This window comes from uncultured Serinicoccus sp. (genome assembly GCF_947487915.1).
In the GTDB taxonomy this organism is placed as follows: domain Bacteria; phylum Actinomycetota; class Actinomycetes; order Actinomycetales; family Dermatophilaceae; genus Ornithinicoccus.
The window spans coordinates 35,389-58,235 of record NZ_CANKYH010000013.1 but is presented as its reverse complement, the minus strand read 5'-3'; the positions used below and the strand labels follow the sequence as shown (position 1 = coordinate 58,235).

The following is a 22,847-nucleotide window of genomic DNA, read 5'->3' as shown; positions in this document are numbered from 1 at the left end:
CGTGCTCGACCAACCCCTCATCAAGCTCGTCCTCCTGCTGAGCGTCGTGGTGGTCACCGCGATGCTCACCCGCTCCACGGCGGGGGTCCGGCACCAGGCGGTGCGCCGTCTGCTGCTGGTCGGCTTCGTCGTGCTGGCGGCGATCGCCATCCTCTTCCCCCGCGTCCTCACCCAGGTCGCCCAGCTGCTGGGGGTGGGTCGGGGCGCCGACCTGCTGCTCTACGGCCTCACCGTGGTCTTCCTCGGGTACGTCGCGGCGTCCTACCGCCGGATGCGCGAGCTCGAGCAGCAGGTCACCACGCTGGCCCGGGAGCTGGCCCTGCGCGCCGCGGTGCACGACACCACCGAGCACGACACCACCGAGCACGACGACCCGGACGCGTCACCCGGTCAGAGCTCGCGACGCAGCCCGTCGTAGACGCCGGGGCCCGCCGTCGCCAGGATGCGCCGCGGCTCGCTGCGCGGGCCGTAGGGCTCGCCCTCGTCGGACCCCACCACGCCGCCGAGCTCGCTGACCAGCAGGGCGCCGGGGACGTGGTCCCAGGGGCGGGTGCCGTGGTAGAGCAGGCCCTCGCACTCCCCCTCGGCGAGCTTGGGGTAGTCGATCCCGCAGCTCACCCAGCTGAGCCCCAGCGGGGCCAGCCGGCCGACCTGCTCCCCCACCCGGCGACGGGCGGAGGTCCGGACCCGCCAGCGCGCGGGGTCGCTGCCCGGCTCGAGCAGCGGCAGGGCCTCCCCGTTGCGGGTGGCGCCGGCGCCGACCTCCGCGACGTAGGAGAGCTCGTGCTGCGGCTGCCAGATCCAGGCCCGCACGGTCTGCCCGCCCCGGGTCTCGGCGACCATGACGGCGTGGTCCGGGGAGCCGTGGACGAAGTTGCGGGTGCCGTCGACCGGGTCGACGGTGAAGGCGTGCTCGGCGCGCCGGAAGCCGGCCATGCTGCTGGGGTCGTCGGCGAAGGCCTCCTCCCCGAGGATCACCGCGTGCGGGTATGCCGCGGTGAGCTCCCGGGTGATGATCACCTCGGCCTCACGGTCGGCGACGGTGACCAGGTCACCGGGGTGGGTCTTGGAGGAGATCTCGTCCTCGTCCAGGGACCGGAACCGCGGGGTGATCACGGCGTCGGCCACCTCCTGCAGGAGGCGCAGGACGCGGTCGGTGCCCAAGGTGCTCGTCACGTGACCAGACTGTCATGACCCTCGGCGCGCCCGTGCGGCGCCGGTCGCTCAGCGCGCGGGCTTGACCGCGAGCACCGGGGCAGAGGCCTCGAGCAGGACCTGCTGGGCGGTGGAGCCCAGGATGAGCTTGCCAATCGCGGAGCGGTGCCGGACGCCGATGACGATGAGGGTGGCGCCCTCCTCGGCGGCGATGTCGAGGAAGTCGCCGGCGAGGTCGCGGTCGCGCTCGTCGGGCGCGTGCACCCGCACCTGCACCCCGTCCGCGGAGACCTCCGGCTGCCCCTCCTGCATCGGCACGACGACGAGGTCCAGGGACCGGCGCCTCGCCTCGACGACCGCGGCCTCCTCGGCGGCCCGTCCCTCCGGCGTGGTCGTCCACGCGAGCACTACGGTCATGGCGCTTCCCGTCCTGTTGCTTGTCAGGTGACGTTGCGTCAGTGATAGTAGTCGCTGACCACGGCGAAGGAGCACGATGAGCGAGGACGCGGCACGCGCGGGCCGACCACGAGGGGCGATGGTCGTGTATGCCGTCGTCGCGGTCCTGGTCATCGGGTGGGCGTTCGCCCTCTCGGCCCGGTCGGCGCAGCATGGCTCGGACCTGCGCTCCACGCTGACCCTCATCGCCCCGGCGGGGGCCGGCGGGGGGTGGGACACCTTCACCCGGGAGCAGCAGGCCGCGATGCGGGCCAACGGGATCGTCAACAACGCCACCGTCCTCAACATCCCCGGCGCCGGCGGGACCATCGGGCTCGGGAAGTTCTCCACGCTGGAGGGCGAGGCCACCAACCTGCTCACCACCGGCACCGTCATGAGCGGCGCCATCGCGCTCAACGACTCCCCCGTCGCCATGACCGACGTGCGGCCGCTGGCCCGGGTGAGCGAGGAGTACGACATCATCGTCGTCCCCGCGGACTCGCCCTACCAGGACATCGAGGACCTCATCGCCGACTGGGAGCAGGACCCGGGGGCCTTCCCCTTCACCGGCGGGTCCGCGGGTGGGCTGGACCACCTCATCGTCGCGGACTTGGCCATCCGGGCCGGGATCGACCCCACGCAGATCACCTACATCCCCCAGTCCGGTGGGGGTGAGGCCATCCAGGTGATCTCCTCGGGCGACGCCCGGGCTGCGGTGTCGGGCTACAACGAGTTCGCCGACCAGATCGAGGCGGGCCGGATGCGCGGCCTCGCGATCGTCTCCCCCGAGCGGGTCGAGGGCATCGACCTGCCCACCCTCATCGAGCAGGGCTACGACGTCTCGATGACCAACTGGCGCGGCTTCCTCGCCCCGGCCGGCATCACCGACGAGGAGTTCGCCGAGCTGGAGGCGATCGTCACCGAGACGGCCCAGAGCGAGGAGTGGCAGGAGGCCATGGAGCGCAACCGGTGGTCCGACGTCTTCCTCACCGGGCCCGACCTCATCGACTTCATCGAGGAGGACACGCGCCAGAACGAGGCGCTGGTCGAGGAGCTGGGGCTGTGACCGACGCGGGTTTCTGGCACGGACGATCGGGGCTCGTCGTGCCGGCCCTCCTGGCCGCCTTCACGACCTACCTGCTCGTCGGGGTGCAGACGATGGACGTGCCCGAGGGGACCGACTTCCCCGGGCCGCGCTTCTTCCCCCTCATCCTCATCGTCCTGGGCTACCTCCTCTCGGCACTGCTCGTGCTGCACTACCTGCGCCACCCGGAGCCGGTCGACACGGGGGACCAGGACGGCGGGCAGTGGCGCACCTTCAGCGACTGGCGGGCGGTCGCCTGGTGCGTCGGCGGCTTCCTCGTCTTCGCCCTGACCATCGAGCTGCTGGGCTGGATCCTGGCGGCCGCCGTCCTCTTCTGGTGCGTGGCCCGCGGGATCGGCTCGACGCGCCCGCTCTTCGACGCCTCCCTGGCCCTGTTCGTCGCCTCGGTGGTCTACCTGGCCTTCGCCCAGGGGCTGGGCCTCAACCTGCCGGCCGGCATCCTCGGGGGGTTCTGACATGGAGTCCCTGTCGCTGCTCATGGAGGGCTTCGCCGGTGCCCTCACCCCGATGAACCTGCTCTGGGTCGTCGTCGGATGTCTGCTCGGGACCGCCGTCGGTGTCATGCCCGGGCTCGGCAGCTCCATGGCCGTCGCCCTGCTGCTGCCGATGACCTTCGCCCTGGAGCCGACCGCGGCCTTCATCATGTTCGCCGGCGTCTACTTCGGCGGCTTGTTCGGCGACTCCACCATGGCCATCCTCATGAACACCCCGGGCCAGGCCTCGGCCATCGCCTCGACCTTCGAGGGCCACCGCATGGCCAAGGACGGGAGAGCCCCGCAGGCCCTCGCGACGGCTGCCCTCGGAGCCTTCCTCGGCGGGTTCAGCGCCGCCGTCGTGGTCGTCTTCCTCGCCCCCTCGCTCGCCGACTTCGCGGCGACCTTCGGGTTCGCTGAGTACTTCGCCCTGGCGGTCTTCGCCTTCGTGGCGACCTCCTCCATCGTCGGCGACTCCGTGGTCAAGGGGGTGTCCGCCCTCGTGGTGGGTCTCGGGATCGCGACGATCGGCATGGACCCGATCTCGGCCACCGAGCGCGGCACCCTCGGGGTGCCCGAGCTCTTCGACGGCGTCTCCCTGGTGACCGTCACGGTCGCCGTGCTGGCGCTCGGCGAGGTGTTCCACATCGCCTCCCGGGTCCGCCGGGACCCCAAGACGGTGGCGATGAAGGCCGGCGGCCGGGCCTGGCTCTCGCGCGCGGAGTTCCGCGAGGCGGGGCCGGCGTGGGCCCGGGGCACGGCGATCGGCCTGCCCTTCGGCATCATCCCGGTGGGTGGCTCGGAGGTGCCCACCTTCATGGCCTACGACCTGGAGCGCCGGATCGACCGCAAGCGGCCCCGGCCGATGTTCGGCAAGGGCGCGATCCGCGGCCTGGCCGCTCCCGAGGCGGCGGGCAACGCCACCACGGGCACCGCCATGGGGGCGCTGCTGGCCCTGGGGCTGCCGGTCTCGGCCACGGCGGCCATCATGCTCGCCGCCTTCCAGCAGTACGGCCTGCAGCCCGGTCCGCTGCTCTTCGACCGGGCCCCGGACCTCGTGTGGTCGTTGCTGGCGAGCTTCTTCGTGGCGCTCGTCGTGCTGCTCATCATCAACCTGCCGTTCGCGCAGCTCTGGGCCAAGCTGCTGCTCATCCCCGCGCCCTACCTCTACGGCGGCATCACCGTGTTCTGCGGCCTCGGGGTGTATGCCCTCTCCGCCGCGCAGTTCGACCTCTACCTGCTGCTGCTCATCGGGGTCGTCGGCTTCGTCATGCGCCGCTACGACGTGCCGCTGGCGCCGCTCATGATCGGCATCGTGCTCGGCCCGCTCGCCGAGAGCTCGCTGCGCGAGGCGCTGCTGTCCTCCGACGGCGACTACACGGTGCTGGTCAGCAGCTGGATCACCTGGCTGCTCTACGGCATCCTCGCGCTCGTCCTCGTCGTCACCGTGCGGGCGAAACTCCGCGCACGTCGGGGCGCCGACGTCTGAGCGGGTCTACTCTGAGCACCACCACCGCCGAGGAGGCACCATGACCGAGGACCTGCCGATCCTGACCCTCCTGCCGCCGATCATCGCGATCGCGCTGGTCATCGCGACCAAGAAGGTCCTGCTCAGCCTGGGCGCCGGCGTCCTGGCCAGCGCCCTGCTCGTCGCGAACTTCAACCCGCTGGAGACCCTGCGCCTCGTGGGCACCGGCTTCGCCGGCATCTTCTGGGAGGAGGGCGCGGTCAACACCTACTACGTCTACATCCTGCTCTTCACGCTGGCGCTGGGCGTCATCGCCTCGCTCATCCTCATGTCCGGCGGCAGCCAGGCGTTCTCCGACTGGGCGATCCAGCGGATCCGCACCCGGCGGGGAGCCCAGGGCCTGGCGGCCGGCCTGGGCATCGCCATCTTCATCGACGACTACTTCAACGCCCTGGCCGTCGGGCAGGTGGCGCGCCCGGTCACCGACCGGCACCACGTCGCCCGCGCCAAGCTGGCCTACCTCATCGACTCCACCTCGGCCCCGGTCGCGGTGCTCGTGCCCTTCTCCAGCTGGGGCGCGAGCATCATCGGCATCATGGCCCCCCTCGTCGCGGCGTCGGCGCTCACGGTGAGCGACGTCGGCGCCTTCGTCGGGGCGGCCGGCATGAACTACTACGCCATCACGGCGGTGCTGCTGGTCTGGGTCGTCGTGATCTTCGGCATCGACTTCGGCCCGATGCGCGGCCAGGAGCGCCGGGCCATCACCGAGGGCGAGACCTACGACGCCAGCGAGGAGATCCCCGGGGAGATCGCCGAGGACCTGCCCGTCCACTCCCCCGGTCACAAGCGGGCCCTGGTCATCCCGTTCCTGCTGCTCGTCGTCGGGGTCCTGGGCGGGATCGTCTGGACCGGCTACCGCGGCACCGTCACCGCCGAGGACTACGAGGCGGGGAGCGGTGTCGGCGTCCTCGACATCATGGCCTCGACCGACGTCACCCAGGCCCTCATCTACGGCGCGGTGCTGGGGCTGGCCTCGGCGTTCTACTACTACGTCCGCTACACCACCTCCAACCCCAAGTTCTCCCCGAGCACGCTGGGGCGCGGGGTCGTCAGCGGCCTCCAGTCGATGCTCCCGGCGGTCTACATCCTGCTGCTGGCGTGGGTCCTCGGGGGCCTCATCAGCGAGCTGGGCACCGGGGAGTACCTCGGTGGCCTCGTCGAGAGCGCGAACATGTCACCGCAGTGGCTGGTGCCCGTCATGTTCGTGCTGGCCGGTGCCATGGCCTTCTCGACCGGCACCTCCTGGGGCTCCTTCGGCATCCTGCTGCCGATCGCCGGCGACATCATGAACAACGTCAGCGGGGGCGACGAGCTGCTGCTCGCCGCCTTCGGCGCGGTGCTCGCCGGGGCAGTGTGGGGCGACCACTGCTCGCCCATCAGCGACACGACGATCCTGTCCAGCACCGGCGCCAGCTGCAACGTCATCACCCACGTCACCACCCAGCTGCCGTACGCCATCTCGGGTGCCGTCATCGCGCTGCTCGGATACGTCGCCTTCGCCGCGACGGGCAGCGGCTGGCTCGGCTTCGGCGTCCTCCTGGTGGGCGTCGTCGCCTTCGCCCTGCTCGGCAAGACGGTGCTGCAGCGGCTCGAGGACGAGATCCCCGAGGAGGAGCAGGCCAGCCGGGCCGGCACCTGAGCCGCCCGGGGCGACCCGCTCAGTCGATCTGCAGCTCGCCCATCGCGTCCCAGCCCTCGCCGTCGACCTGACGCGAGAGGATCCGCGGGGTGGCGGTGAGGTGCGGGCGCATCGCTTCGATGCCCTCGGTGAAGTGCGGGCTCTCGACGTGGGCGGCGGCCCCGTCGTCGGTGAAGCCTTCCACGAGGACGAACTCGTGCGGGTCCTCCAGGCTGCGGGACCACTCGAAGAAGAGGTTGCCCTCCTCGGATCGCACGGCGGCGGTGTAGTCGGAGACGATCTGGGGCCACTGGGACGCGGACTCGGCCTTGACGGGGAACTTCACGACGATGAGGTACATCCGCCCAGGCTCACCCTCCGGCCCGGCGAGGTCAAGTCGGCGAAAACCCGTTGCCGTCGGGCGCCCGGGGCGTCATGCTCGCGGTGAGGCGCACGACACCGGTCGCGCTCCCGTGCGAGGAAGGAAGGACGACCATGGCCCGCTCGAGCACCGCCACGACCCGCCCCTCCCTTCGCACCAGGAGTGCCAGTGCAGCCTTCCTCCCCCACGGGTGACCTCGACCCGTTCTTCACCTTCGACTACACCCCGCTCGAGAGTCTCGAGCACCTCACCGACGACCAGCGGCTGACGACCTACTGGGACGTCGAGGCCGGCTACCGCGGCCCGGCCCCCGTCCCGGCGTGGGTGGTCCAGGACTCCGGAGCCGTCGACACCGAGCTCGGCGTCCTCAAGACCGGCAAGGAGGCCGACGTCTTCCTGCTCGAGCGCGCCACCACCGAGGTCGACAGCAGCGAGGCCGACAGCACGCACGTGGCGTGCCTCCTCGCCGCCAAGAGGTACCGCAACACCGACCACCGCACCTTCCACCGCAGCACGGTGTATGCCGAGGGCCGCGGTGTACGCCGGTCGCGCGACCAGCGCGCCCTCGCCCGGGGCAGCCGCTACGGCCGACAGATCGCGGCAGTGCGCTGGGCGGAGGCCGAGTGGCAGGCGATGTGTCGGGCCTGGGAGCACGGCATACCCGTCCCCTATCCCGTCTCCCTGGCCGGGACCGAGCTGCTCATGGAGTTCGTGGGTGAGCCGACGGGCCTCGCCGCCCCCCGGCTGGCCCAGGCGCAGGCCGACCGGTCGCTCCTGCGGCACCTGTGGGAGCAGGTCCGCACGGTCGTGCTGCAGCTGGCCGAGCAGGGATGGGCCCACGGCGACCTGTCGGCCTACAACCTCCTCGTGCACCACGAGGCGGTGACCGTCATCGACCTGCCCCAGGTCGTCGATGTCGTGGCGAACCCCCAGGGCCCGGCGCTCCTGCACCGCGACTGCCGCAACGTCGCCACGTGGTTCACCGGCCACGGGGTCGACGCCGACGGCGAGGCGCTCTTCGCCGAGGCCCTCTCGCTCGCGCTCTGACGCACCGGACGTGCGGTCGGACCGCTGGCCGTGTACTACTGAGCTGTGTCCTCGCGGCGGTGCCGCACCATCGTCCAGGAGTTGATGCCCCCGGTGCGCTGGTAGTCGAGCTCGTCGAGGGCCACCGACGCCAGCGCCAGGCCCCGACCACCTTCGGCCAGGTCGTCCTCCGGCATCGCCCACCGGCCGTCGGCCAGCTGGTCCTCCGCGAGCGCGTACTCCTGACCGTCGTCGGACAGGACCGCGGCCAGACGGTCCGGCAGCACCGCGAGGGTGAAGGTCCACGCGACGGTGCCCTGCGGACGTCCGTGCTCCACGACGTTGCCGGCGATCTCGATGACCGCGGTCTCGAAGAGCATGAGGTCGGTCGACGCCACACCCTGGTGCTCCTCGGCGACCTGCTGGAGCAGGTCGTGCAGCTGGTCCAGGCTCTCCGGCACGGACAGCCCTTCCAGGGTGTAGTCACCACTCACGGCTGGCGTCCTCGACCGTGGGGAAGGGACGCAGCACGCGGTTCAGGCTGGTGAGCGTCAGCACGGTCATGACCTGCTCGGAGACGGCGGCCAGCCGCAGGTCACCCCCGGCCTGACGAGCCGTCTTCAGACCACCGACCAGGGCACCCAGGCCCGAGGAGTCCACGAAGGTGGTCTCCCCCAGGTCGACGACGATCTGCGGCGACCCCTCGGCGACGGCCCGGGCGAGCACCTCGCGCAGCTGGGGGGCGGCGGTCATGTTCAGCCTGGGCGGGCCGGTCACCACGGCGCGGCGGCCCTCGGTCCGGACCTCGATGATGCTCACGTGATCTGCTCCTTGCTGTCGGCGGAAAGGTCCAGGCTGTCCTCGTCGACGCGGTCGACGGGACGATAGAGGGCGGCCTCGAAGATGACGCTGAGGATGAGCAGGTCGTAGGCCACCCAGAGGACGTTGACCCCGGTGCCGATCTCGCTGCTCGCCGCACCGGTCCACAGGCGCACCAGACCGGCGATGACCGCCACGGCCAGCACGGTGCAGGCGAGCAGCTGGGGCCAGACGAGCCGGAGGGGGAAGCGGCTGAGCCCCTGCTGCCGGGTCTTGGGGGTCACGACGAAGCCGAGCGGGCGCCTGCCGAACACATTGGCCGCGGCCGTGACGCAGGCACGGATCCACAACGGGAAGAGCGCCAGGCTGTACTGGTGGCCGCGCCAGGTCTTCACGCCGTAGCCGACCACCATGAACAGGATCTGGTTGGCCAGGAAGTAGGGCACGAAGCGCAGGAGGAAGTCCAGCCCGAAGGCCTGGACGGGGAGGACGCCGAAGCACAGGTAGAAGACCGGTGCCGCCATGAAGACGACGGCGGCGAAGCCGGACAGGTAGCTCCACATGGTGGCGAAGTACATGAGCCGCTGACCGGCGGACAGCCCCTTCTGCACCAGCGGGTTCTCCCGCAGCAGCACCTGCAGGGTGCCCTGGGCCCAGCGCAGCCGCTGCTGGAGCATGGTGCCGAGATCCTCCGGCGCGAGGCCGGTGGCGAGGATCTCGTGGTGGTAGACCGAGCGCCACCCCTGGGTGTGCAGCCGCATGCACGTCGCCATGTCCTCGGTCACCGAGACGGTGGCCATCGGCATCATCGGCTGGGCCTCGTCGGCGCGGTCCACGTCGACGGCCCGCAGGAGCTGGCGCACCGACTCGATCGCGGCCAGCGGTGACAGCTCGCGCTCGCTCAGCAGGGTCAGGGCCTCGTCGTCGACGAGCAGCACCCCCGTCTCCTCGTCCACGTCGATCGCGGGGGGCAGCTCGGCCAGGTCGGCCCTGATCTGCTCCAGGTCGCTCTCGACCAGTCCGCGGGCCGCCCGGTCCGCGGCGCTCTGGAAGCTGTAGGTGACGTCGCCCACCGGTTCACCGCGCCGCAGCGCCACCGACGCCTGCTGAGCCGCCGCCCGCAGCTCTTCCACCGCCCCGACCGCGGCCGGACCATGCTGGCGCGCCGAGCGCGCGGCTCTGGCGAGGATCCGGCGCGAGGCGCCGAGGGCGTCGCGCACGCCCTCCTCGACCTCACGGACATACCCCACGATGCCGAGCTGCATCAGGGCCTCGCGGCGCAGGACGGCGTTGGAGCCGCAGAAGAACGCGGCGTTCCAGCCGTCCTTGCCCTGCTGGATCGGGCCGTAGAACAGCGGGGCCTGGCTGCCCAAGGGGTCGGAGTCGGTGACGTTGGTGAACCACTGCGGGGTCTGCACCAGCGCGACCTCGGGGTCGCGGAACCAGCCGAGGGTGCGGTCCAGGATCTCCGGCGCCGGGATCTGGTCGGCGTCCAGGATGAGGAGGAACTCGCCCTCGGTGAGGAAGAGCGCGTTGTTGAGGTTGCCGGCCTTCGCGTGCCGCGGCCGGTCGGCCCAGTCCTCGGTCCGGGTGAGGTAGCCCACGCCGAGGCGTTCGGCCGCCCGGCGCATGTCGGGGCGGTCGCCGTCGTCGAGGATCCAGGTCTGGTGCGGGTGCCGGATGCGCACGGCCGCCCGGGCGGTGGCCACCACCATCTCCACGGGCTCGTTGTAGGTGGTGATGAGCACGTCGACGGTGGCGTCCTCGGGTGGCTCGGGGGCGTCGCCGCGCCGCTTCATCCGCCACACGGTGAGACCGAACAGGTAGGAGTCGATGAGGGCGTAGGTCTCCGCCAGGACGAGCGGCACCGCGATCCACCAGTTCTCCCACCGGACGGAGTAGAGCCAGCGCCAGCCGACGTAGGACGTGCCGAGCACCAGCGTCAGCACCACCAGCACGCGCACGAGGAGCTGGCGGCCCATCAGGCCTCCCTCCGGACGACGAGGGCGGTGACGTCGTCGGTCACCACGTGGTGGGCCGCCCGCGCCAGGATCTCGTCGACGAGCTCCTGCGCGGTGGCGCACATGCCGGACAGCTGGCGCCCGGAGTCGACGGCGTCCCAGGGCTCGTCGAACAGGTCGAGGATGCCGTCGCTGACCACCGCCAGGGTCTCCCCCGGGGCCAGCACGTCCTGGTGGGTCTGCCAGGTGTCGTCGTCGAGGGTCCCGATCGGCAGGTCCTCGGAGCTGAGCAGGCGCGCGGTGGACGCGGTCGCGTCGATGATGACTGCCAGCCCGTGGCCGGCGTCGACGTAGTCCAGCGCGCCGGTCTCGGGTGTCAGCCGCGCCGCGAACATCGTCACGAAGCTGCCGGTCTCGTCAAGATCCTCGGCCATGCTGGCGGCGAGCCGCCCGAAGGACTCGGTGAGCGGGTTGAACCGTGAGGTGCCGCGGAGCACCGCGCGGACCCCTGCCGCGAGGATGGCGGCGGTCAGGCCCTTGCCCATGACGTCGGCCAGGACGACCTGGAACCCGTCGGGCAGCTGCTGCCAGTCGTAGAAGTCCCCGCTCACCGAGCGCGCCGCGGCTGCGCCCCCGGCGACGTCGTAGCCCTCGAGCCCGAGAGGGCGCCGGGGCACGAGACGGCGCTGGACCTGCTCGGCCTCGAGCCGGTCGTCGGAGCGCACGAGCTCCTCCTCCACCCAGGTCGCCAGGTCGCCCAGCAGCCGCTGCTCCGTCACGCTGAAACCGCGCGGCTCGCCGCTGGCCAGGCACAACGAGCCGATCGCCTGACCCCCCGGCGCGCGCAGCGGGTGCCCGGCGTAGAAGCGGACGTGCGGGTCCCCTGCCACGAGTGCGGTCTGTCGGAACCTCGCGTCCAGCCTGGCGTCGGGCACGACGAGGGTGTCCGACTGCTGGATGGTATGCGCGCAGAACGAGTCCTCGAGGGGCACCGAGCCGCACTCCATCCCCAGCGCCGCGATGGTGTGCTGGGCGTGCGCGTCGAGCAGGTTGACCGCCACCACCGGCACGTCGAAGAGCTGCTGCGCCAGCCGCACCACCCGGTCGAAGCGACCCTCGGGTGGGGCGTCGAGGACCTCGAGGCGTTCCAGCGCCTCGACCCGGCCCTCATCGGTCACCAGTGTCGAACCCTCCGCATCCACGCGCTGACCTGTCCTTTCCGCGTTCCCGACGACGCGCCTTCACCCTAGCCGGTAACCACCGCCGGCAGCGCGACGAACCCGGATGGGCCCGCGGACCGTCGACGGATCCACCACCCGACCCTGCTGGACGATCTCGACCTCCCCCGCCGCCACGAGCCGGCGCGCGGCCCGGCGCGAGGGCTCCATGAGGTCCCGCCAGTCCTGCCCGTCGTGCGCCCGGGCCACCAGGCGTGCCGCCTCCGAGGGGCAGATGCTCGCCCCGCCGGCCCGCCGGCCCAGCAGGGTCCGGATCGCGGCCTCGAGCTCGTGGTCCACCTCGCCCACCCCCCGGCGACGGCAGGCCGCCGAGCAGTAGCGCACCTGGTCCCAGTCCCGCTCCCACTTCTTGCGCCAGGTGATCGTCCGGCCGCAGGCCAGGCAGGTCTTGTCCGCGTGGCGGGCCTCGCGGCTCATCGCAGCCCGCTGCGGGAGAAGCCCTGGACGAACCAGCGCTGAGCCAGGAGGAAGACCAGCACCATCGGTGCGACGGTGATGAGGGCGAAGGCCATCGTCGCCCCGTAGTCCGGGCCGAACTGGCCCTGCAGGAAGAGCAGCCCCACCGGCAGGGTGTAGAGCGCGTTCTCCCGCAGGGCGATGAGCGGCCAGGCGAAGTCGTTCCACACCTGCAGCATGCTCATGAAGAACAGCACCGCGATGAGCGGCCGCGAGAGCGGCAGCACGATGCGCCAGAAGATCTGCAGGTGCGTCGCGCCGTCGATGCGGGCCGCCTCGATGAGCTCGCGCGGGATGGTGAGGATGAACTGCCGGGCCAGGAAGACCCCGAAGGCGGAGGCCGCCGTGGGCAGGATCACCGCCCAGTAGCTCCCGTAGAGGCCGAGGTCGGTGACGAGCCGGAACAGCCCGACCATGATGACCTGCACCGGCAGCATCAGCGTGGACAGCGCGACCAGCAGCAGGACCCCCGAGCCCGGGAAGCGCAGGTGGGCGAAGGCATACCCGGCGAGCAGGTTGACCAGCACGATGATGACCGAGGTCACCAGGGCGATCGCCACCGAGTTGCCGAACCAGGTGAGCACCGGGAAGGAGTCGAAGACGCGCCGGAAGTTGTCCAGGGTGGCCTGCTCGGGCCACAGCCGCAGCCCTCCCCCGGACAGCGAGGACCGGGTGGAGAAGGCGACGACGACCATCCAGTAGAGCGGGAACAGGATGACCGCCGCGGCGACCAGGGCTCCCAGCAGACGCAGCCCCGCGGCACTCCGGCGGCGGGTGACATGAGTGCTCACTCGGTCTCCTCCCGTCGACGCTGCGCGCGCCACCGCAGGACGGTCACCACCAGGGTGACGGCGAGCAGCACCACGCCGATGGCCGCGGCATACCCCTGGTCGCGGGTGACGAACCCGGTGTCGTAGGCGTAGGTGACCAGCACGGTCGTGGCCCGCTCCGGGCCTCCGCCGGTCATGACGAAGACGATGTCGAAGACCTGGAAGGAGTAGATGATGTTGAGGATGACCAGGAAGAACGACTGGTTGCTCAGCTGCGGGACGGTGACGTGTCGCAGCCGCTGCCAGGCGTTGGCGCCGTCCAGCCGCGCCGCCTCGTAGAGCTCGGTCGCCACCCCCTGCAGCCCCGCCAGGTAGATGAGCATGTTGAAGCCCACCCGCCACCACATCGTCATGATGACGACGGAGGCGAACGCGGCCGGACCGTGCGTCTGCCAGTCGACCTGCGGCAGCCCCAGGGCGCGGGCCACCTCGGTGAGGAAGCCGCTGTTCTCGTCGAAGATGAGGACGCCCATGAGCGCGGTCGCCACCCCGGAGATCGCCATGGGCAGGATGAGCACCGACCGCAGGGCGCCGCGCGCCGGGAGCGCGGAGTCCAGCAGCAGGGCCAGCCCGAGGCCGATCGCCATCGCGGCCGGGGTCACCAGCACCGTGTACAGCGCCGTGTTGAGGGTGGCCCGCCAGAAGACGGGGTCCTGCGCGAGGCGCCGGTAGTTGTCCAGGCCGACGAAGGTGCCCTCGCCGAAGCCGTTGGTCTCCTGCAGGCTGATGACCATCGCGCCACCCAGCGGCAGCAGCACGAAGACCCCGAGCAGCAGCAGCGTGGGCGCGGCGAAGGCGTACCCTGCCCACGCCTCGCGGACGCGCGCCGTCACTGCGTCGCAGCCTCGATGCCGTCGGAGAGCGTGGCGAGGGTCGTCTCCACGTCGGCGTCGCCGAGGAAGCTCGCCTCCAGGCCGTCCTGGAGCACCGTGATGATCGAGGACATGTCGGGCGAGGCGACCTGCCCCGAGTCCTGCGGCAGCACCGCGCTGGACTGCTGCAGGAAGACCTGCGACAGCTCGGGCCGCACCTCGAACTCGATGCCCTCCTCCACCAGGTCGGCCCGGGTGGGCAGCAGGGAGGAGCCGGCGCAGAACTCGCGCATCTGCTCGGCCTCGGTGACGAACTCCAGGAACCGGGCGACCAGCTCGGGCTGCTCGGTCTGGGCGGTGGCCACCAGGGCGTTGCCGCCGAAGTCGCCGGCGGAACGCTCGTTGCGCGGCGGGAAGGTGGCCGCCCACTCCCGCTCGTAGGTCGCCTCCGCGTCGGGGATGAGGAAGGCGCCGGCGAAGACCATCGGGACGGTCCCGGCGAACCAGCTGTCCGCGGCATACGTCGAGGAGCTGATGGAGTTGTTGCGCGGCACCAGGTTGTCCCGGAAGAAGCTCGTGGTGAACTCCACGGCCGCCGCCCCGGCGTCGGAGTTGATCGCCGGCGTCACCAGGTCCTCCTCGAGGAAGCGTCCGTCGGCCTCGAAGAGCCAGCTGAGCCAGCGGGTCACCCCGTTGCCCTGCCAGTTGTAGGCGAAGGGCGACTGGTCCGAGGGCAGGGACTCCTGGAGCCGCCGCGCGACGTCGGCGAACTCCTCCCAGGTCCAGGCCTCCTCCAGCGTCTGCGGCACCGCGTCGATACCGGCGTCGGCGAGCGCCTGCACGTCGTAGAGGATGACCGAGGTGTCGGTGTGGTGGGGCACGCCGTAGGGCGAGCCGCCGTTCTGCACCGCGGCCCAGGCCTGGGGGGTGAACCGGTCGGCGAACCCGTCGCTCAGGTGCGGGGTGAGGTCCAGGAGCTGGTCGCGCCCCGCATAGCTGCCGAAGGTGTAGTAGGGCACCCGGAACACGTCCGGCGGGTTCCCCGCCTGAAGCTGGGCGTCGATGTTGGTGAACATCTGCTCGTAGGGCACGGCGTTGAGCTCGACGCTGGCCCCGTCGTTGGCGGCCTCGAAGGCGGTGATGGCCGACCGCAGGGCCGCCAGCTCGGCGTCGGTCCCCCAGGTGGTGAAGGTGAGCGACCCCTCGGTGGAGGCCGAGCCGGACCCCGTCGAGAAGCCGGCGCAACCCCCGAGGGCGGCGGGGGTCGCTGCCGCTCCCAGGGCAGCGAGGAAGGAACGTCGAGACAGTCGCATGGTGACTCCGTGGATGAGGAGGGACGATGACGGGTCGCCGTGCGGGGAGCGGCTGCGGCGAGCCTAACCCCGAGGTATGCGCCCCGTCCTGTTCGGCCGTCCTCCCCAGGAGGCCGGTGAGCGCGGCCGCCGTATCGGGGGCCTCCCCCCCCCCCGGGAATTCTGAACCGGGGGTCCGTCGCTGGAGCGGGTATGACTGTTCCGACACTGAAGCTTCATGACGGCACGACCATCCCCCAGCTCGGTTTCGGGGTCTTCCAGATCCCGCCGAAGGACACCAAGCAGGCGGTGCTGCAGGCGTTCGAGTTCGGCTACCGCCACATCGACACCGCGCAGATGTACCAGAACGAGGCGGGTGTCGGAGAAGCGATCGCCGAGTCCGGGCTGTCGCGGGACGAGATCTACGTCACCACCAAGCTCAACAACGGCTTCCACCGTCCCGAGGACGCCCGGCGCTCGCTAGAGGAGTCGCTGGACCGCCTCGGCCTGGACCAGGTCGACCTGTTCCTCATCCACTGGCCGCTGCCCACGCGCTACGACGGCGACTACGTCTCCACCTGGGAGACCCTGCTCGAGCTGCAGCGGGCCGGCAAGACCCGCTCGGCCGGCGTCTCCAACTTCGAGCCCGACCACCTCGAGCGCATCGTCGAGGCCACCGGCAGCGCCCCGGTGGTGAACCAGATCGAGGTGCACCCCTACTTCGCCAACGAGGCGGCCCGGAAGGCCACGCGGGAGCACGGGGGCCTGGTCGAGGCCTGGTCGCCGATCGCCCAGGGCGCCATCCTGGACGACGCCGTCCTGCTCGGGATCGCCGAGGCCCACGGACGCACCCCGGCCCAGGTCGCGCTCCGCTGGCACCTCCAGCGCGGCGACATCATCTTCCCCAAGTCGGTGACGCCGGGCCGGATGCAGCAGAACTTCGCGCTCTTCGACTTCGAGCTGACGGACGAGCAGATGAGCGCCGTCGACGGGCTGGACAAGGGCGAGAACGGCCGCCGCGGCCCGCACCCCGACGAGATGGACGTCATCCCCGACTGACCGTCTCCAGGGTCGCCAGGTCCGCCTCGAGCAGGGCGGCGACCCGGAGCGCCTGCTCCTCCGCGAGCTCCAGGGCCCCGAGCTCGGTCTGCACCGCCCGCGCGACGGTGCGACCCTGCTCGGGGCTCAGCAGTCCCAGCCGCACCGCGTGCGCCGCGGCCCCGACATACGTGTCGAAGACGTGGACCCGCTGCTCGGCCCAGGCCGCACGGGCCGCCGCGTCGAGACCCGTGACGTCGTGCAGCAACGTCCCGACGACGTGGTCGTGCGGCCGGGCGGCCATCTCGGCGCCGACGTCCCCGTCCGCCTGCCCGCTGTCACCGATGAAGACCATGCGGCACTCCGGGAAGAGCAGGTGGTCTCGCTCCATGTTCTGGAGCTTGCGCTCGGCGATGGCGTTCTTGGTGTGCAGGTTGAGCAGTGACCCCCCGAGCACGGTGTGGGTCGGCATGCCGAGCTCGGCGAGGTCGTCGCGGGTGTACTGCTCCACGAGCCCGAGCGGACCGCCCGGGCGGGCGGTGACGAAGGTGAGGTCGCCCACCCGTCCCGGGTCGGCGGTCGCGCCCCTGTCCAGCTCGGTGAGCAGCGCGACCACGCCGGGGTAGACCGTGCCGCGCGCGAAGCGCTCGTCGTGGATGGCGCTCCTGACGGTGTCGTCGATGTCGCACAGCACCCGCAGGTCGGAAGCGGGCTGGTCGGTCGCCTGCGCGGCGATGTGCTCCAGCAGCGCGTCCTGCAGGTCCTCGTCGAGGTGGTCGAAGACCAGGTGCTCCAGGTCGTGGTGGTCCCCGGTGGCGTTGAGGCGGTACTTCAGGTCGTGGAAGGCGGCCCCCGCCAGGGCCGTCATCGTGTCGACGATGGCCTCCTGGTCCTCGCGCGTCACCCTCCCCCGGTGCAACGGTCCGATGAGCCGGGCCAGCAGCTCGGTCGGCACGCTGGCGCTCACCGGCTCCCTCCCGGCGTCGCCACCCTCACGGCCGCCGGCAGGAGCTCGATCCATACCCGCACCATATCCGGGAGCACGTCCCCGTCGACCTGGACCGGGGCCGGCCCGGGCAGCTCGACCTGCAGCCGGCGTCCCTGCAGACGTCGGAGGACCGGGTGGCGACGCGCCGACCGGTAGCCGCTCGCCGCGATCCTCCCCCAGTCGGCACGGCGTCGGGGCCGGACCAGCAGGACGTGCAGCAGCCCGTCGTCCGGACGGGCCTCCGGCACCAGCCGAGCCCCCAGCGGCAGCCGGGCGGCGTTGACCGCCAGCAGGCTCCACACCCCGGCGCGCTCGAGGTCGCCGTCGTCTAGGCGCACCGAGAGCTCCGGCCCGGGCCGACCGAGCCGTCGCAGGCCCGGCAGGACGTAGGCGGACCAGCCCAGCCTGACCTTGGTCGCCGGGTCCAGCGCCGCCAGCACCTCCGCGTCCTGGCCGATCCCGACGACGACGAGGAACGGCAGGGTCCGCACCGGCCCGTGGGCCGGCTCGAGGGTGGCCAGCCCGAGGTCGACGGGCCGACCCTCCCCCCGCACCGCGACACGGGCGGCACGAGCGGGGTTGGCCAGGGGCAGGCCCAGCGTGCGGGCCGCGAGGTTGGCGGTGCCGCACGGCATCACCCCGACCGTCGTGCTCCGCCCGACGGCGCCCACGACCTCGCGGACCGTGCCGTCTCCCCCCGCCACGACGACGCGGGAGCACCCCGCCTCCACAGCCGCCCGGGCCTGCGCCGCCCCGGGCTCCTCCGGCGTGGTGAGCAGCACCAGGGGTGGCCCGGTGCCCGCCTCACGGCAGGCCTCCTCGACCGCTCGCCGCGCCGCGTCGACGCCGCGCGCGACCGGGTTGAGGACCAGCGCGACCGAGCCCACGGCCCGGGGGGCTCTCAGACCAGCCGTGCCGACAGCGAGGTCGCCACGGCGTCGGGCGTCAGGCCGATCCGCTCCAGCACCTGGTCGCGCGAGCCATGGTCCAGGAACTCCTGGGGTATGCCGTAGCCGTGCACCGGCACGTCGACACCGGCGTCGTCGAAGGCCCGCGAGACCGCGCTGGCGATGCCGCCCCCGACGATGTTGTCCTCGATGACCGCGACCCGACCGGCCCCCCGGGCCAGCTCCAGCAGGTCCGGGCTGACCGGCAGCACCCAGCGCGGGTCGACCACCATGACCCGGCGGCCCTCCGCGTGCAGCTTGTCGGCGACCTGCAGGGCGGTGGCGGCCATCGAGCCGACCCCGACGAGCAGCAGCTCGGGCGCCTCGTCGGTCGCGGCCGGCCCCTCGGCCGGCACGTCGCGCAGGACGTCGAGGGTGCCGACCCGGCGGACCGCCTCGATCGGGGGACCCACACTGCCCTTGGGGAAGCGCACCACCGACGGGCCGTCGTCGATGTCCACCGACTCGCGCAGCGCGAGCGCGACCTGCTGACCGTCGCGGGGCGCGGCCACCCGCACCCCGGGGACGATCCCGACGAGGGTGAGGTCCCACATACCGTTGTGGCTGGCGCCGTCCGAGCCGGTGATCCCGGCCCGGTCGAGCACGAAGGTCACCCCCTGCCGGTGCAGCGCGCAGTCCATGAGCAGCTGGTCGAAGGCACGGTTGAGGAAGGTCGCGTAGATGCAGACCACCGGGTGCATCCCCGTGAAGGAGAGCCCGGAGGCCATCGCGACCGCGTGCTGCTCGGCGATGCCGACGTCGAAGACCCGGTCGGGGAAGCGCTCGGCGAAGGGCTGCAGGCCGACCGGGATGAGCATCGCGGCGGTGAGCGCGACGATGTCGTCACGCTCCCGGCCCAACCGCACCAGCTCGTCGCTGAACTCGTCCGTCCAGGAGCGGCCCGAGACCTCCAGCGGCAGCCCCGTCTCCGGGTTGATCTTGCCGACGGCGTGGAAGCGGTCGGCCTCGTCGGCGGTGGCCGGGTCGTAGCCGTGGCCCTTCTCGGTGAGCACGTGCACGAGGACCACGCCGCCGAAGTCGTGCGCCCGGCGCAGTGCGGTCTCCATCGCCTCGACGTCGTGGCCGTCGACCGGGCCGAGGTACTTCAGCCCGAGGTCCTCGAACATCCCCTGCGGGCTGACGATGTCCTTGAGGCCCTTCTTCATGCCGTGCAGCGTGTCGTAGACCTGGCGACCGACCATGGGCGTGCGGGACAGCTGCCGCTTGCCCCAGGACAGGACGTGCTCGTACTCCTGGGTGGCCCGCAGCGAGGCGAGGTAGTCGGCCATCCCGCCCCGGGTCGGCGCGTAGGACCGCTCGTTGTCGTTGATGACGATGATGAGCGGCAGGTCGGGCTGGTCGGCGATGTTGTTGAGCGCCTCCCACACCATGCCACCGGTCAGCGCGCCGTCGCCGATGACGGCCACCGTGTGCCGGTCGGTCTCGCCGCGCAGCTTGCGGCCGGTGGCGATCCCGATGGCCCAGGACAGCGAGGAGCTGGCGTGGCTGTTCTCCACCACGTCGTGGTCGGACTCGGCACGGCTGGGGTAGCCCGACAGGCCCCCCTGCTTGCGCAGCGTCGAGAAGTCGTGCCGCCCGGTGAGCAGCTTGTGGACGTAGGAGATGTGCCCGGTGTCGAACAGCAGCGTGTCGCGCGGGGAGTCGAAGACCCGGTGCAGCGCGAGGGACAGCTCGACCACCCCGAGGTTCGGTCCGAGGTGGCCGCCCGTCTGGGAGACCGAGGAGATGAGGTATGCGCGGATCTCCTCCGCGAGCGACACCACCTGCCCCTGCGTCAGCCTCTTGAGGTCGGACGGTCCGGTGATCGTGCGCATGAGGGCCACGGGACTCCTCCGGGTGTCGGCGGCGGTGCGGTCGGAGGACAAGTCTACGCAGCCGAGGCTGGGACGCCGCTGGGTCGGGCGGCGCAGACGGCTACGCTGCGGGGATGAGCCAGCGTCCCACCCCGGTCGTCATCGGCGTCTACGACGCGGACGGAGGGGTGCTGGGCGAGGCGGCATACCTGTGGGGGCGGGTGCGGGGCACCGCCCACTGCTCCCTGTGCGACATCACCCACTCCCCGGTGCGCCGGAAGAAGGAGTGGGACGCCCTGCTCGCCCGGCTCGACGCCAAAGTCGAGCTGCGGCACCGCAACCGAGCTGACGGCGGCCCATAGCGCGGCTGCCCTGGAGTCCGGGCTGCCGGTGGTGCTGGTCGCCGACCTCGAGCGGCAGGGTTACGACGTGCTCCTCGACGCCGACGACCTGGAGCGCACGGGCGGCGACGTCACGGCCTTCGGCGACCTGCTGCAAGAGCGGCTGGCCCTGCGCTGATGCCCGGGGCACTGCTGCAGGAGCCGGCCCAGCTCTGATCCTCCCGCCAATGCATGTGCAGGAACGGTGTGACGTTTGGGTTGCCAGGGCGACCGATACGTCACACCGTTTCCGCACACGCCATCTCACGATGCGAGGTCGACCGTGCCAAAGATGCTCGCGACCACTCGGCCACCGACCCACAGCGCATCGTCCTCGCGCCGGACGTCGATGCGGGCATCGCGACCCAGCGCGCTCCCCTGGCGCGCGGCATACCTCGTCCACGTCTGGTCCCGCCCGGCCAGCACCATCGCGACCGCCGCATTGAGGCTGCCGGTGGCCGGGTCCTCGCGGCGGCCCGTCTGGTCGGGGAAGAAGGCGCGCACCTCGTAGCCGTCCGTGAGGTCCCCGCCGAACACCCCGAGGTAGGTCTGGTCACCCTCCCCGAACCGGGGCCGCAGGTCGCGCACGGCTGCGGCGTCGGGCAGCTCGGCGACCACCCACCCCGGGCCGTTGTCGCCCCACTGCACGCTCAGCGGCTCGTGCCCGAGGATGCCGGCGACGTGGTCAGCCGTCCCGGCGTCCACCGGACCGGAGCGCAGCAGCGCCGGCGCAGCGAAGGACAGCACCTCGCCGTCGGACCGGAGGGGGACCAGCCCCAGACCGCACTCCTGGACGACGGCGCCGGCGGCGGTCGGTCGCCCGCCGGCGTCGAGCCAGGCCCGGCAGCTGCCCAGCGTGGGGTGCCCGGCGAAGGGCAGCTCGGTCGTCGGGGTGAAGATCCGCACCCGGTAGTCCGCGCCCGGGTCCTCCGGCCGCAGCAGGAACGTCGTCTCCGACAGGTTGGTCCAGGCCGCGAAGCGCTGCATCGTCACGGCGTCCAGGTCGTCGGCGTCGTGGACCACCGCCAGCGGGTTGCCGTCCCCGGTGCGGGTCGAGAAGACGTCGTACTGGCTGAACCGGTGGGGCATCGGGTCAGGTTAGACGACTCACGCGATCGGTGCCCGCAGGCGCAGCGCCTCTAGCAGCAGGCCGGCCGCACGGTGGTTGGCCCGCAGCCGCAGACCCTCCCGGGCCAGCGACTCCAGCACGTCACCGAGGGTGCCGGGCGGCAGCGACGGCCCCAGCTCGGGGCGCACGTCGCGCCACGCGCCGCGCATCGCCGCGAGCTGCGCCTCCAGGTGCCGGGTCGCCACCCAGGCGAGCGCCGCCGGGTGGCGCCGCCACGCGGCATACGCCCGGTAGTCGGCGGGGCACTGGTCGAGCAGCCAGGAGACCGCGGCCTGCTCCCACCCGGGCACCCCGGCCGGGGGCACCCGGTCGGGCCAGCCAGGGGGTCCACTGCTCATACGAACAAGTGTACGACCGACGGCGGACGAGCGACACCGGCCGTTCTGCGCAGAACCCTTCCCGCAGGTCGATCCGGTAGGGCAGAGTGGGACGATGGCATCCCAGCGCACCACCTCCGGGAGGCGGGCCGCAGCCGGGTCTGGCTCGCGCAAGAGCACCGTCCCCCGGCTCGACAAGAAGGTGTATGAGGCCGAGCTGCTGCACCTGCAGGAGCAGCTCGTCGAGATGCAGACGTGGGTCAAGGACACCGGCCACCGGCTGGTCCTCGTCTTCGAGGGGCGCGACGCCGCCGGCAAGGGCGGGGCGATCAAGCGGGTCACCGAGTACCTCTCCCCCCGCCAGGCGCAGATCGTCGCGCTCCCCACGCCGACCGAGCGGGAGAAGACGCAGTGGTACTTCCAGCGGTATGTCGAGCACCTGCCGGCGGCCGGTGAGATCCGGCTGTTCGACCGATCGTGGTACAACCGCGGCGGCGTCGAGCGGGTCATGGGCTACTGCACGCCGGAGGAGCACCGGCGCTGGCTGCAGCAGACCCCGATCTTCGAGCGGATGCTGCTGGAGGACGGGATCATCCTGCGCAAGTACTGGTTCTCCGTCTCCGACGACGAGCAGCAGCGGCGCTTCCGCTCCCGGATGGAGGACCCGATGCGCCGGTGGAAGCTGTCCCCCACCGACCTGGAGTCGCTGACCCGCTGGGAGGACTACAGCAGGGCCAAGGACGAGATGTTCGTCCACACCGACATTCCCGAGGCCCGGTGGAACGTCGTGCCCTCCGACGACAAGCGGTCGGCGCGGATCAACATGATCGCCCACCTGCTGGGGTCCATCTCCTACGAGAAGGTGGAGCAGCCCGAGCTGGAGCTGCCCGAGCGCCCGGCGTCGACCGGCTACCGACGCACTGACCGCTCGCTGCAGCATCCGGTCCCCGACCATGCCGCCGAGGTCGCCGAGGCGGCGGGCAAGCCGGTGCGACGCCCGAGCACCGACGGCGCCAGCTGAGCGCTGCCCGGGGGCCGGTCACCCCGGCACCGGGCCACCCTGGACTGCGAGCACCCCGCCGGCCGGGCCGACGGGGTGCTCAG

The 22,847-nt window shown here is 71.8% G+C and carries 26 protein-coding genes; 10 read left to right on the top strand and 16 right to left on the bottom strand.

Translation table 11 applies throughout. The features are described from left to right. The first annotated feature begins 1 nt into the window (after position 1). A complete protein-coding gene (locus Q0795_RS15805; RefSeq protein WP_298891273.1) occupies positions 2-418 on the top strand; it encodes a DUF2304 domain-containing protein in 417 nt (138 codons plus the stop codon). Here the strand turns inward: Q0795_RS15805 and Q0795_RS15800 are convergent. Continuing rightward, positions 391-1,176, bottom strand: coding sequence for an inositol monophosphatase (locus Q0795_RS15800; protein ID WP_298891271.1), 786 nt, complete (start codon positions 1,174-1,176; stop codon positions 391-393). The genes Q0795_RS15805 and Q0795_RS15800 overlap by 28 nt on opposite strands. Positions 1,177-1,224: 48 nt before the next feature. Beyond that, positions 1,225-1,572 carry a universal stress protein gene (locus tag Q0795_RS15795; RefSeq protein WP_298891269.1) on the bottom strand — a complete coding sequence of 116 codons (348 nt, stop codon included), beginning with the start codon at positions 1,570-1,572 and terminating at the stop codon, positions 1,225-1,227. A 76-nt stretch (positions 1,573-1,648) separates the two neighbouring features. Here Q0795_RS15795 and Q0795_RS15790 point away from each other — a divergent pair, with 76 nt between their 5' ends. Genes Q0795_RS15790 through Q0795_RS15775 form a run of 4 tightly spaced genes read left to right on the top strand, consistent with a single transcriptional unit; the run spans position 1,649 to position 6,335 of the window. Beyond that, complete coding sequence (locus Q0795_RS15790) at positions 1,649-2,656, top strand: tripartite tricarboxylate transporter substrate-binding protein (protein ID WP_298891268.1); 1,008 nt, start codon at positions 1,649-1,651, stop codon at positions 2,654-2,656. Next, positions 2,653-3,150, top strand: coding sequence for a tripartite tricarboxylate transporter TctB family protein (locus Q0795_RS15785; RefSeq protein WP_298891266.1), 498 nt, complete (start codon positions 2,653-2,655; stop codon positions 3,148-3,150). Before Q0795_RS15790 ends, Q0795_RS15785 begins: the two co-directional genes overlap by 4 nt. 1 nt (position 3,151) lies before the next feature. Beyond that, positions 3,152-4,657: a tripartite tricarboxylate transporter permease gene (locus tag Q0795_RS15780; protein ID WP_298891264.1), complete on the top strand. Its 1,506-nt coding sequence runs from the start codon at positions 3,152-3,154 to the stop codon at positions 4,655-4,657. 40 nt (positions 4,658-4,697) lie between these two features. After that, complete coding sequence (locus tag Q0795_RS15775) at positions 4,698-6,335, top strand: Na+/H+ antiporter NhaC family protein (protein ID WP_298891263.1); 1,638 nt, start codon at positions 4,698-4,700, stop codon at positions 6,333-6,335. A 19-nt stretch (positions 6,336-6,354) separates the two neighbouring features. Here the strand turns inward: Q0795_RS15775 and Q0795_RS15770 are convergent, their stop codons facing one another. Then, positions 6,355-6,675 (bottom strand): putative quinol monooxygenase, encoded by a 321-nt coding sequence (locus tag Q0795_RS15770; protein ID WP_298891262.1) that lies wholly within the window; start codon positions 6,673-6,675, stop codon positions 6,355-6,357. 189 nt (positions 6,676-6,864) lie between these two features. Here Q0795_RS15770 and Q0795_RS15765 point away from each other — a divergent pair, with 189 nt between their 5' ends. Then, on the top strand, positions 6,865-7,743 hold the full coding sequence (locus Q0795_RS15765; RefSeq protein WP_298891260.1) for an RIO1 family regulatory kinase/ATPase: 879 nt from the start codon (positions 6,865-6,867) through the stop codon (positions 7,741-7,743). Positions 7,744-7,778: 35 nt separating this feature from the next. Here Q0795_RS15765 and Q0795_RS15760 read toward each other — a convergent pair whose 3' ends face one another. The 8 genes from Q0795_RS15760 to Q0795_RS15725 form a co-directional block, all read right to left on the bottom strand. Then, the gene (locus tag Q0795_RS15760) at positions 7,779-8,216 is read right to left on the bottom strand and encodes an ATP-binding protein (RefSeq protein ID WP_298891258.1); all 438 of its coding nucleotides are present in this window, start codon (positions 8,214-8,216) and stop codon (positions 7,779-7,781) included. Then, a complete protein-coding gene (locus Q0795_RS15755; protein WP_298891305.1) occupies positions 8,206-8,532 on the bottom strand; it encodes an STAS domain-containing protein in 327 nt (108 codons plus the stop codon). The genes Q0795_RS15760 and Q0795_RS15755 overlap by 11 nt, the downstream gene beginning before the upstream one ends. A gap of 5 nt (positions 8,533-8,537) precedes the next feature. Beyond that, positions 8,538-10,523 carry a glycosyltransferase family 2 protein gene (locus Q0795_RS15750; RefSeq protein ID WP_298891256.1) on the bottom strand — a complete coding sequence of 662 codons (1,986 nt, stop codon included), beginning with the start codon at positions 10,521-10,523 and terminating at the stop codon, positions 8,538-8,540. Then, positions 10,523-11,680 (bottom strand): SpoIIE family protein phosphatase, encoded by a 1,158-nt coding sequence (locus Q0795_RS15745; protein ID WP_298891254.1) that lies wholly within the window; start codon positions 11,678-11,680, stop codon positions 10,523-10,525. Before Q0795_RS15745 ends, Q0795_RS15750 begins: the two co-directional genes overlap by 1 nt. 63 nt (positions 11,681-11,743) lie before the next feature. Beyond that, a complete protein-coding gene (locus Q0795_RS15740; RefSeq protein ID WP_298891252.1) occupies positions 11,744-12,157 on the bottom strand; it encodes a DUF2256 and DUF3253 domain-containing protein in 414 nt (137 codons plus the stop codon). Further along, a complete protein-coding gene (locus Q0795_RS15735; RefSeq protein ID WP_298891250.1) occupies positions 12,154-12,987 on the bottom strand; it encodes a carbohydrate ABC transporter permease in 834 nt (277 codons plus the stop codon). The genes Q0795_RS15740 and Q0795_RS15735 overlap by 4 nt, the downstream gene beginning before the upstream one ends. Next, positions 12,984-13,859: a carbohydrate ABC transporter permease gene (locus Q0795_RS15730; RefSeq protein WP_298891247.1), complete on the bottom strand. Its 876-nt coding sequence runs from the start codon at positions 13,857-13,859 to the stop codon at positions 12,984-12,986. Before Q0795_RS15730 ends, Q0795_RS15735 begins: the two co-directional genes overlap by 4 nt. Further along, complete coding sequence (locus Q0795_RS15725) at positions 13,856-15,151, bottom strand: sugar ABC transporter substrate-binding protein (protein WP_298891245.1); 1,296 nt, start codon at positions 15,149-15,151, stop codon at positions 13,856-13,858. The genes Q0795_RS15730 and Q0795_RS15725 overlap by 4 nt, the downstream gene beginning before the upstream one ends. A gap of 192 nt (positions 15,152-15,343) precedes the next feature. On the opposite strand from Q0795_RS15725, the gene Q0795_RS15720 reads away from it, so the two are divergent. Then, the gene (locus Q0795_RS15720) at positions 15,344-16,189 is read left to right on the top strand and encodes an aldo/keto reductase (protein ID WP_298891243.1); all 846 of its coding nucleotides are present in this window, start codon (positions 15,344-15,346) and stop codon (positions 16,187-16,189) included. Here Q0795_RS15720 and Q0795_RS15715 read toward each other — a convergent pair. From Q0795_RS15715 to dxs, 3 genes are read right to left on the bottom strand one after another with little or no spacing between them, the layout of a single operon-like run. Then, a complete protein-coding gene (locus tag Q0795_RS15715; protein ID WP_298891241.1) occupies positions 16,176-17,189 on the bottom strand; it encodes a phosphatase domain-containing protein in 1,014 nt (337 codons plus the stop codon). The genes Q0795_RS15720 and Q0795_RS15715 overlap by 14 nt on opposite strands. Continuing rightward, positions 17,132-18,043: a diacylglycerol kinase family protein gene (locus Q0795_RS15710; protein ID WP_298891240.1), complete on the bottom strand. Its 912-nt coding sequence runs from the start codon at positions 18,041-18,043 to the stop codon at positions 17,132-17,134. Before Q0795_RS15710 ends, Q0795_RS15715 begins: the two co-directional genes overlap by 58 nt. A gap of 14 nt (positions 18,044-18,057) precedes the next feature. Further along, a complete protein-coding gene (gene dxs, locus Q0795_RS15705; protein WP_298891238.1) occupies positions 18,058-19,947 on the bottom strand; it encodes a 1-deoxy-D-xylulose-5-phosphate synthase in 1,890 nt (629 codons plus the stop codon). A gap of 104 nt (positions 19,948-20,051) precedes the next feature. Between dxs and Q0795_RS15700 the strand changes: the two genes are divergently transcribed. Continuing rightward, complete coding sequence (locus Q0795_RS15700; protein WP_298891236.1) at positions 20,052-20,279, top strand: hypothetical protein; 228 nt, start codon at positions 20,052-20,054, stop codon at positions 20,277-20,279. Between the two features lie 31 nt (positions 20,280-20,310). Next, a complete protein-coding gene (locus Q0795_RS15695; protein WP_298891233.1) occupies positions 20,311-20,436 on the top strand; it encodes a hypothetical protein in 126 nt (41 codons plus the stop codon). Between the two features lie 125 nt (positions 20,437-20,561). Here the strand turns inward: Q0795_RS15695 and Q0795_RS15690 are convergent, their stop codons facing one another. Continuing rightward, positions 20,562-21,386, bottom strand: coding sequence for a PhzF family phenazine biosynthesis protein (locus Q0795_RS15690; protein WP_298891231.1), 825 nt, complete (start codon positions 21,384-21,386; stop codon positions 20,562-20,564). An 18-nt stretch (positions 21,387-21,404) separates the two neighbouring features. Beyond that, positions 21,405-21,764: a hypothetical protein gene (locus Q0795_RS15685; RefSeq protein WP_298891229.1), complete on the bottom strand. Its 360-nt coding sequence runs from the start codon at positions 21,762-21,764 to the stop codon at positions 21,405-21,407. Positions 21,765-21,858: 94 nt separating this feature from the next. Between Q0795_RS15685 and ppk2 the strand changes: the two genes are divergently transcribed. Then, positions 21,859-22,764 (top strand): polyphosphate kinase 2, encoded by a 906-nt coding sequence (gene ppk2, locus Q0795_RS15680; protein WP_298891227.1) that lies wholly within the window; start codon positions 21,859-21,861, stop codon positions 22,762-22,764. Positions 22,765-22,847 lie beyond the last annotated feature (83 nt).

What these genes read in the sequence shown, in the direction of transcription:
- Q0795_RS15795 (WP_298891269.1), bottom strand. Translation starts at nt 1,572, where the DNA reads ATGACCGTAGTGCTCGCGTGGACGACCACGCCGGAGGGACGGGCCGCC.
- Q0795_RS15790 (WP_298891268.1), top strand. Translation starts at nt 1,649, where the DNA reads ATGAGCGAGGACGCGGCACGCGCGGGCCGACCACGAGGGGCGATGGTC.
- Q0795_RS15780 (WP_298891264.1), top strand. Translation starts at nt 3,152, where the DNA reads ATGGAGTCCCTGTCGCTGCTCATGGAGGGCTTCGCCGGTGCCCTCACC.
- Q0795_RS15775 (WP_298891263.1), top strand. Translation starts at nt 4,698, where the DNA reads ATGACCGAGGACCTGCCGATCCTGACCCTCCTGCCGCCGATCATCGCG.
- Q0795_RS15770 (WP_298891262.1), bottom strand. Translation starts at nt 6,675, where the DNA reads ATGTACCTCATCGTCGTGAAGTTCCCCGTCAAGGCCGAGTCCGCGTCC.
- Q0795_RS15750 (WP_298891256.1), bottom strand. Translation starts at nt 10,523, where the DNA reads ATGGGCCGCCAGCTCCTCGTGCGCGTGCTGGTGGTGCTGACGCTGGTG.
- Q0795_RS15740 (WP_298891252.1), bottom strand. Translation starts at nt 12,157, where the DNA reads ATGAGCCGCGAGGCCCGCCACGCGGACAAGACCTGCCTGGCCTGCGGC.
- Q0795_RS15725 (WP_298891245.1), bottom strand. Translation starts at nt 15,151, where the DNA reads ATGCGACTGTCTCGACGTTCCTTCCTCGCTGCCCTGGGAGCGGCAGCG.
- Q0795_RS15720 (WP_298891243.1), top strand. Translation starts at nt 15,344, where the DNA reads ATGACTGTTCCGACACTGAAGCTTCATGACGGCACGACCATCCCCCAG.
- Q0795_RS15715 (WP_298891241.1), bottom strand. Translation starts at nt 17,189, where the DNA reads ATGGATCGAGCTCCTGCCGGCGGCCGTGAGGGTGGCGACGCCGGGAGG.
- Q0795_RS15700 (WP_298891236.1), top strand. Translation starts at nt 20,052, where the DNA reads ATGAGCCAGCGTCCCACCCCGGTCGTCATCGGCGTCTACGACGCGGAC.
- Q0795_RS15690 (WP_298891231.1), bottom strand. Translation starts at nt 21,386, where the DNA reads ATGCCCCACCGGTTCAGCCAGTACGACGTCTTCTCGACCCGCACCGGG.
- Q0795_RS15685 (WP_298891229.1), bottom strand. Translation starts at nt 21,764, where the DNA reads ATGAGCAGTGGACCCCCTGGCTGGCCCGACCGGGTGCCCCCGGCCGGG.
- ppk2 (WP_298891227.1), top strand. Translation starts at nt 21,859, where the DNA reads ATGGCATCCCAGCGCACCACCTCCGGGAGGCGGGCCGCAGCCGGGTCT.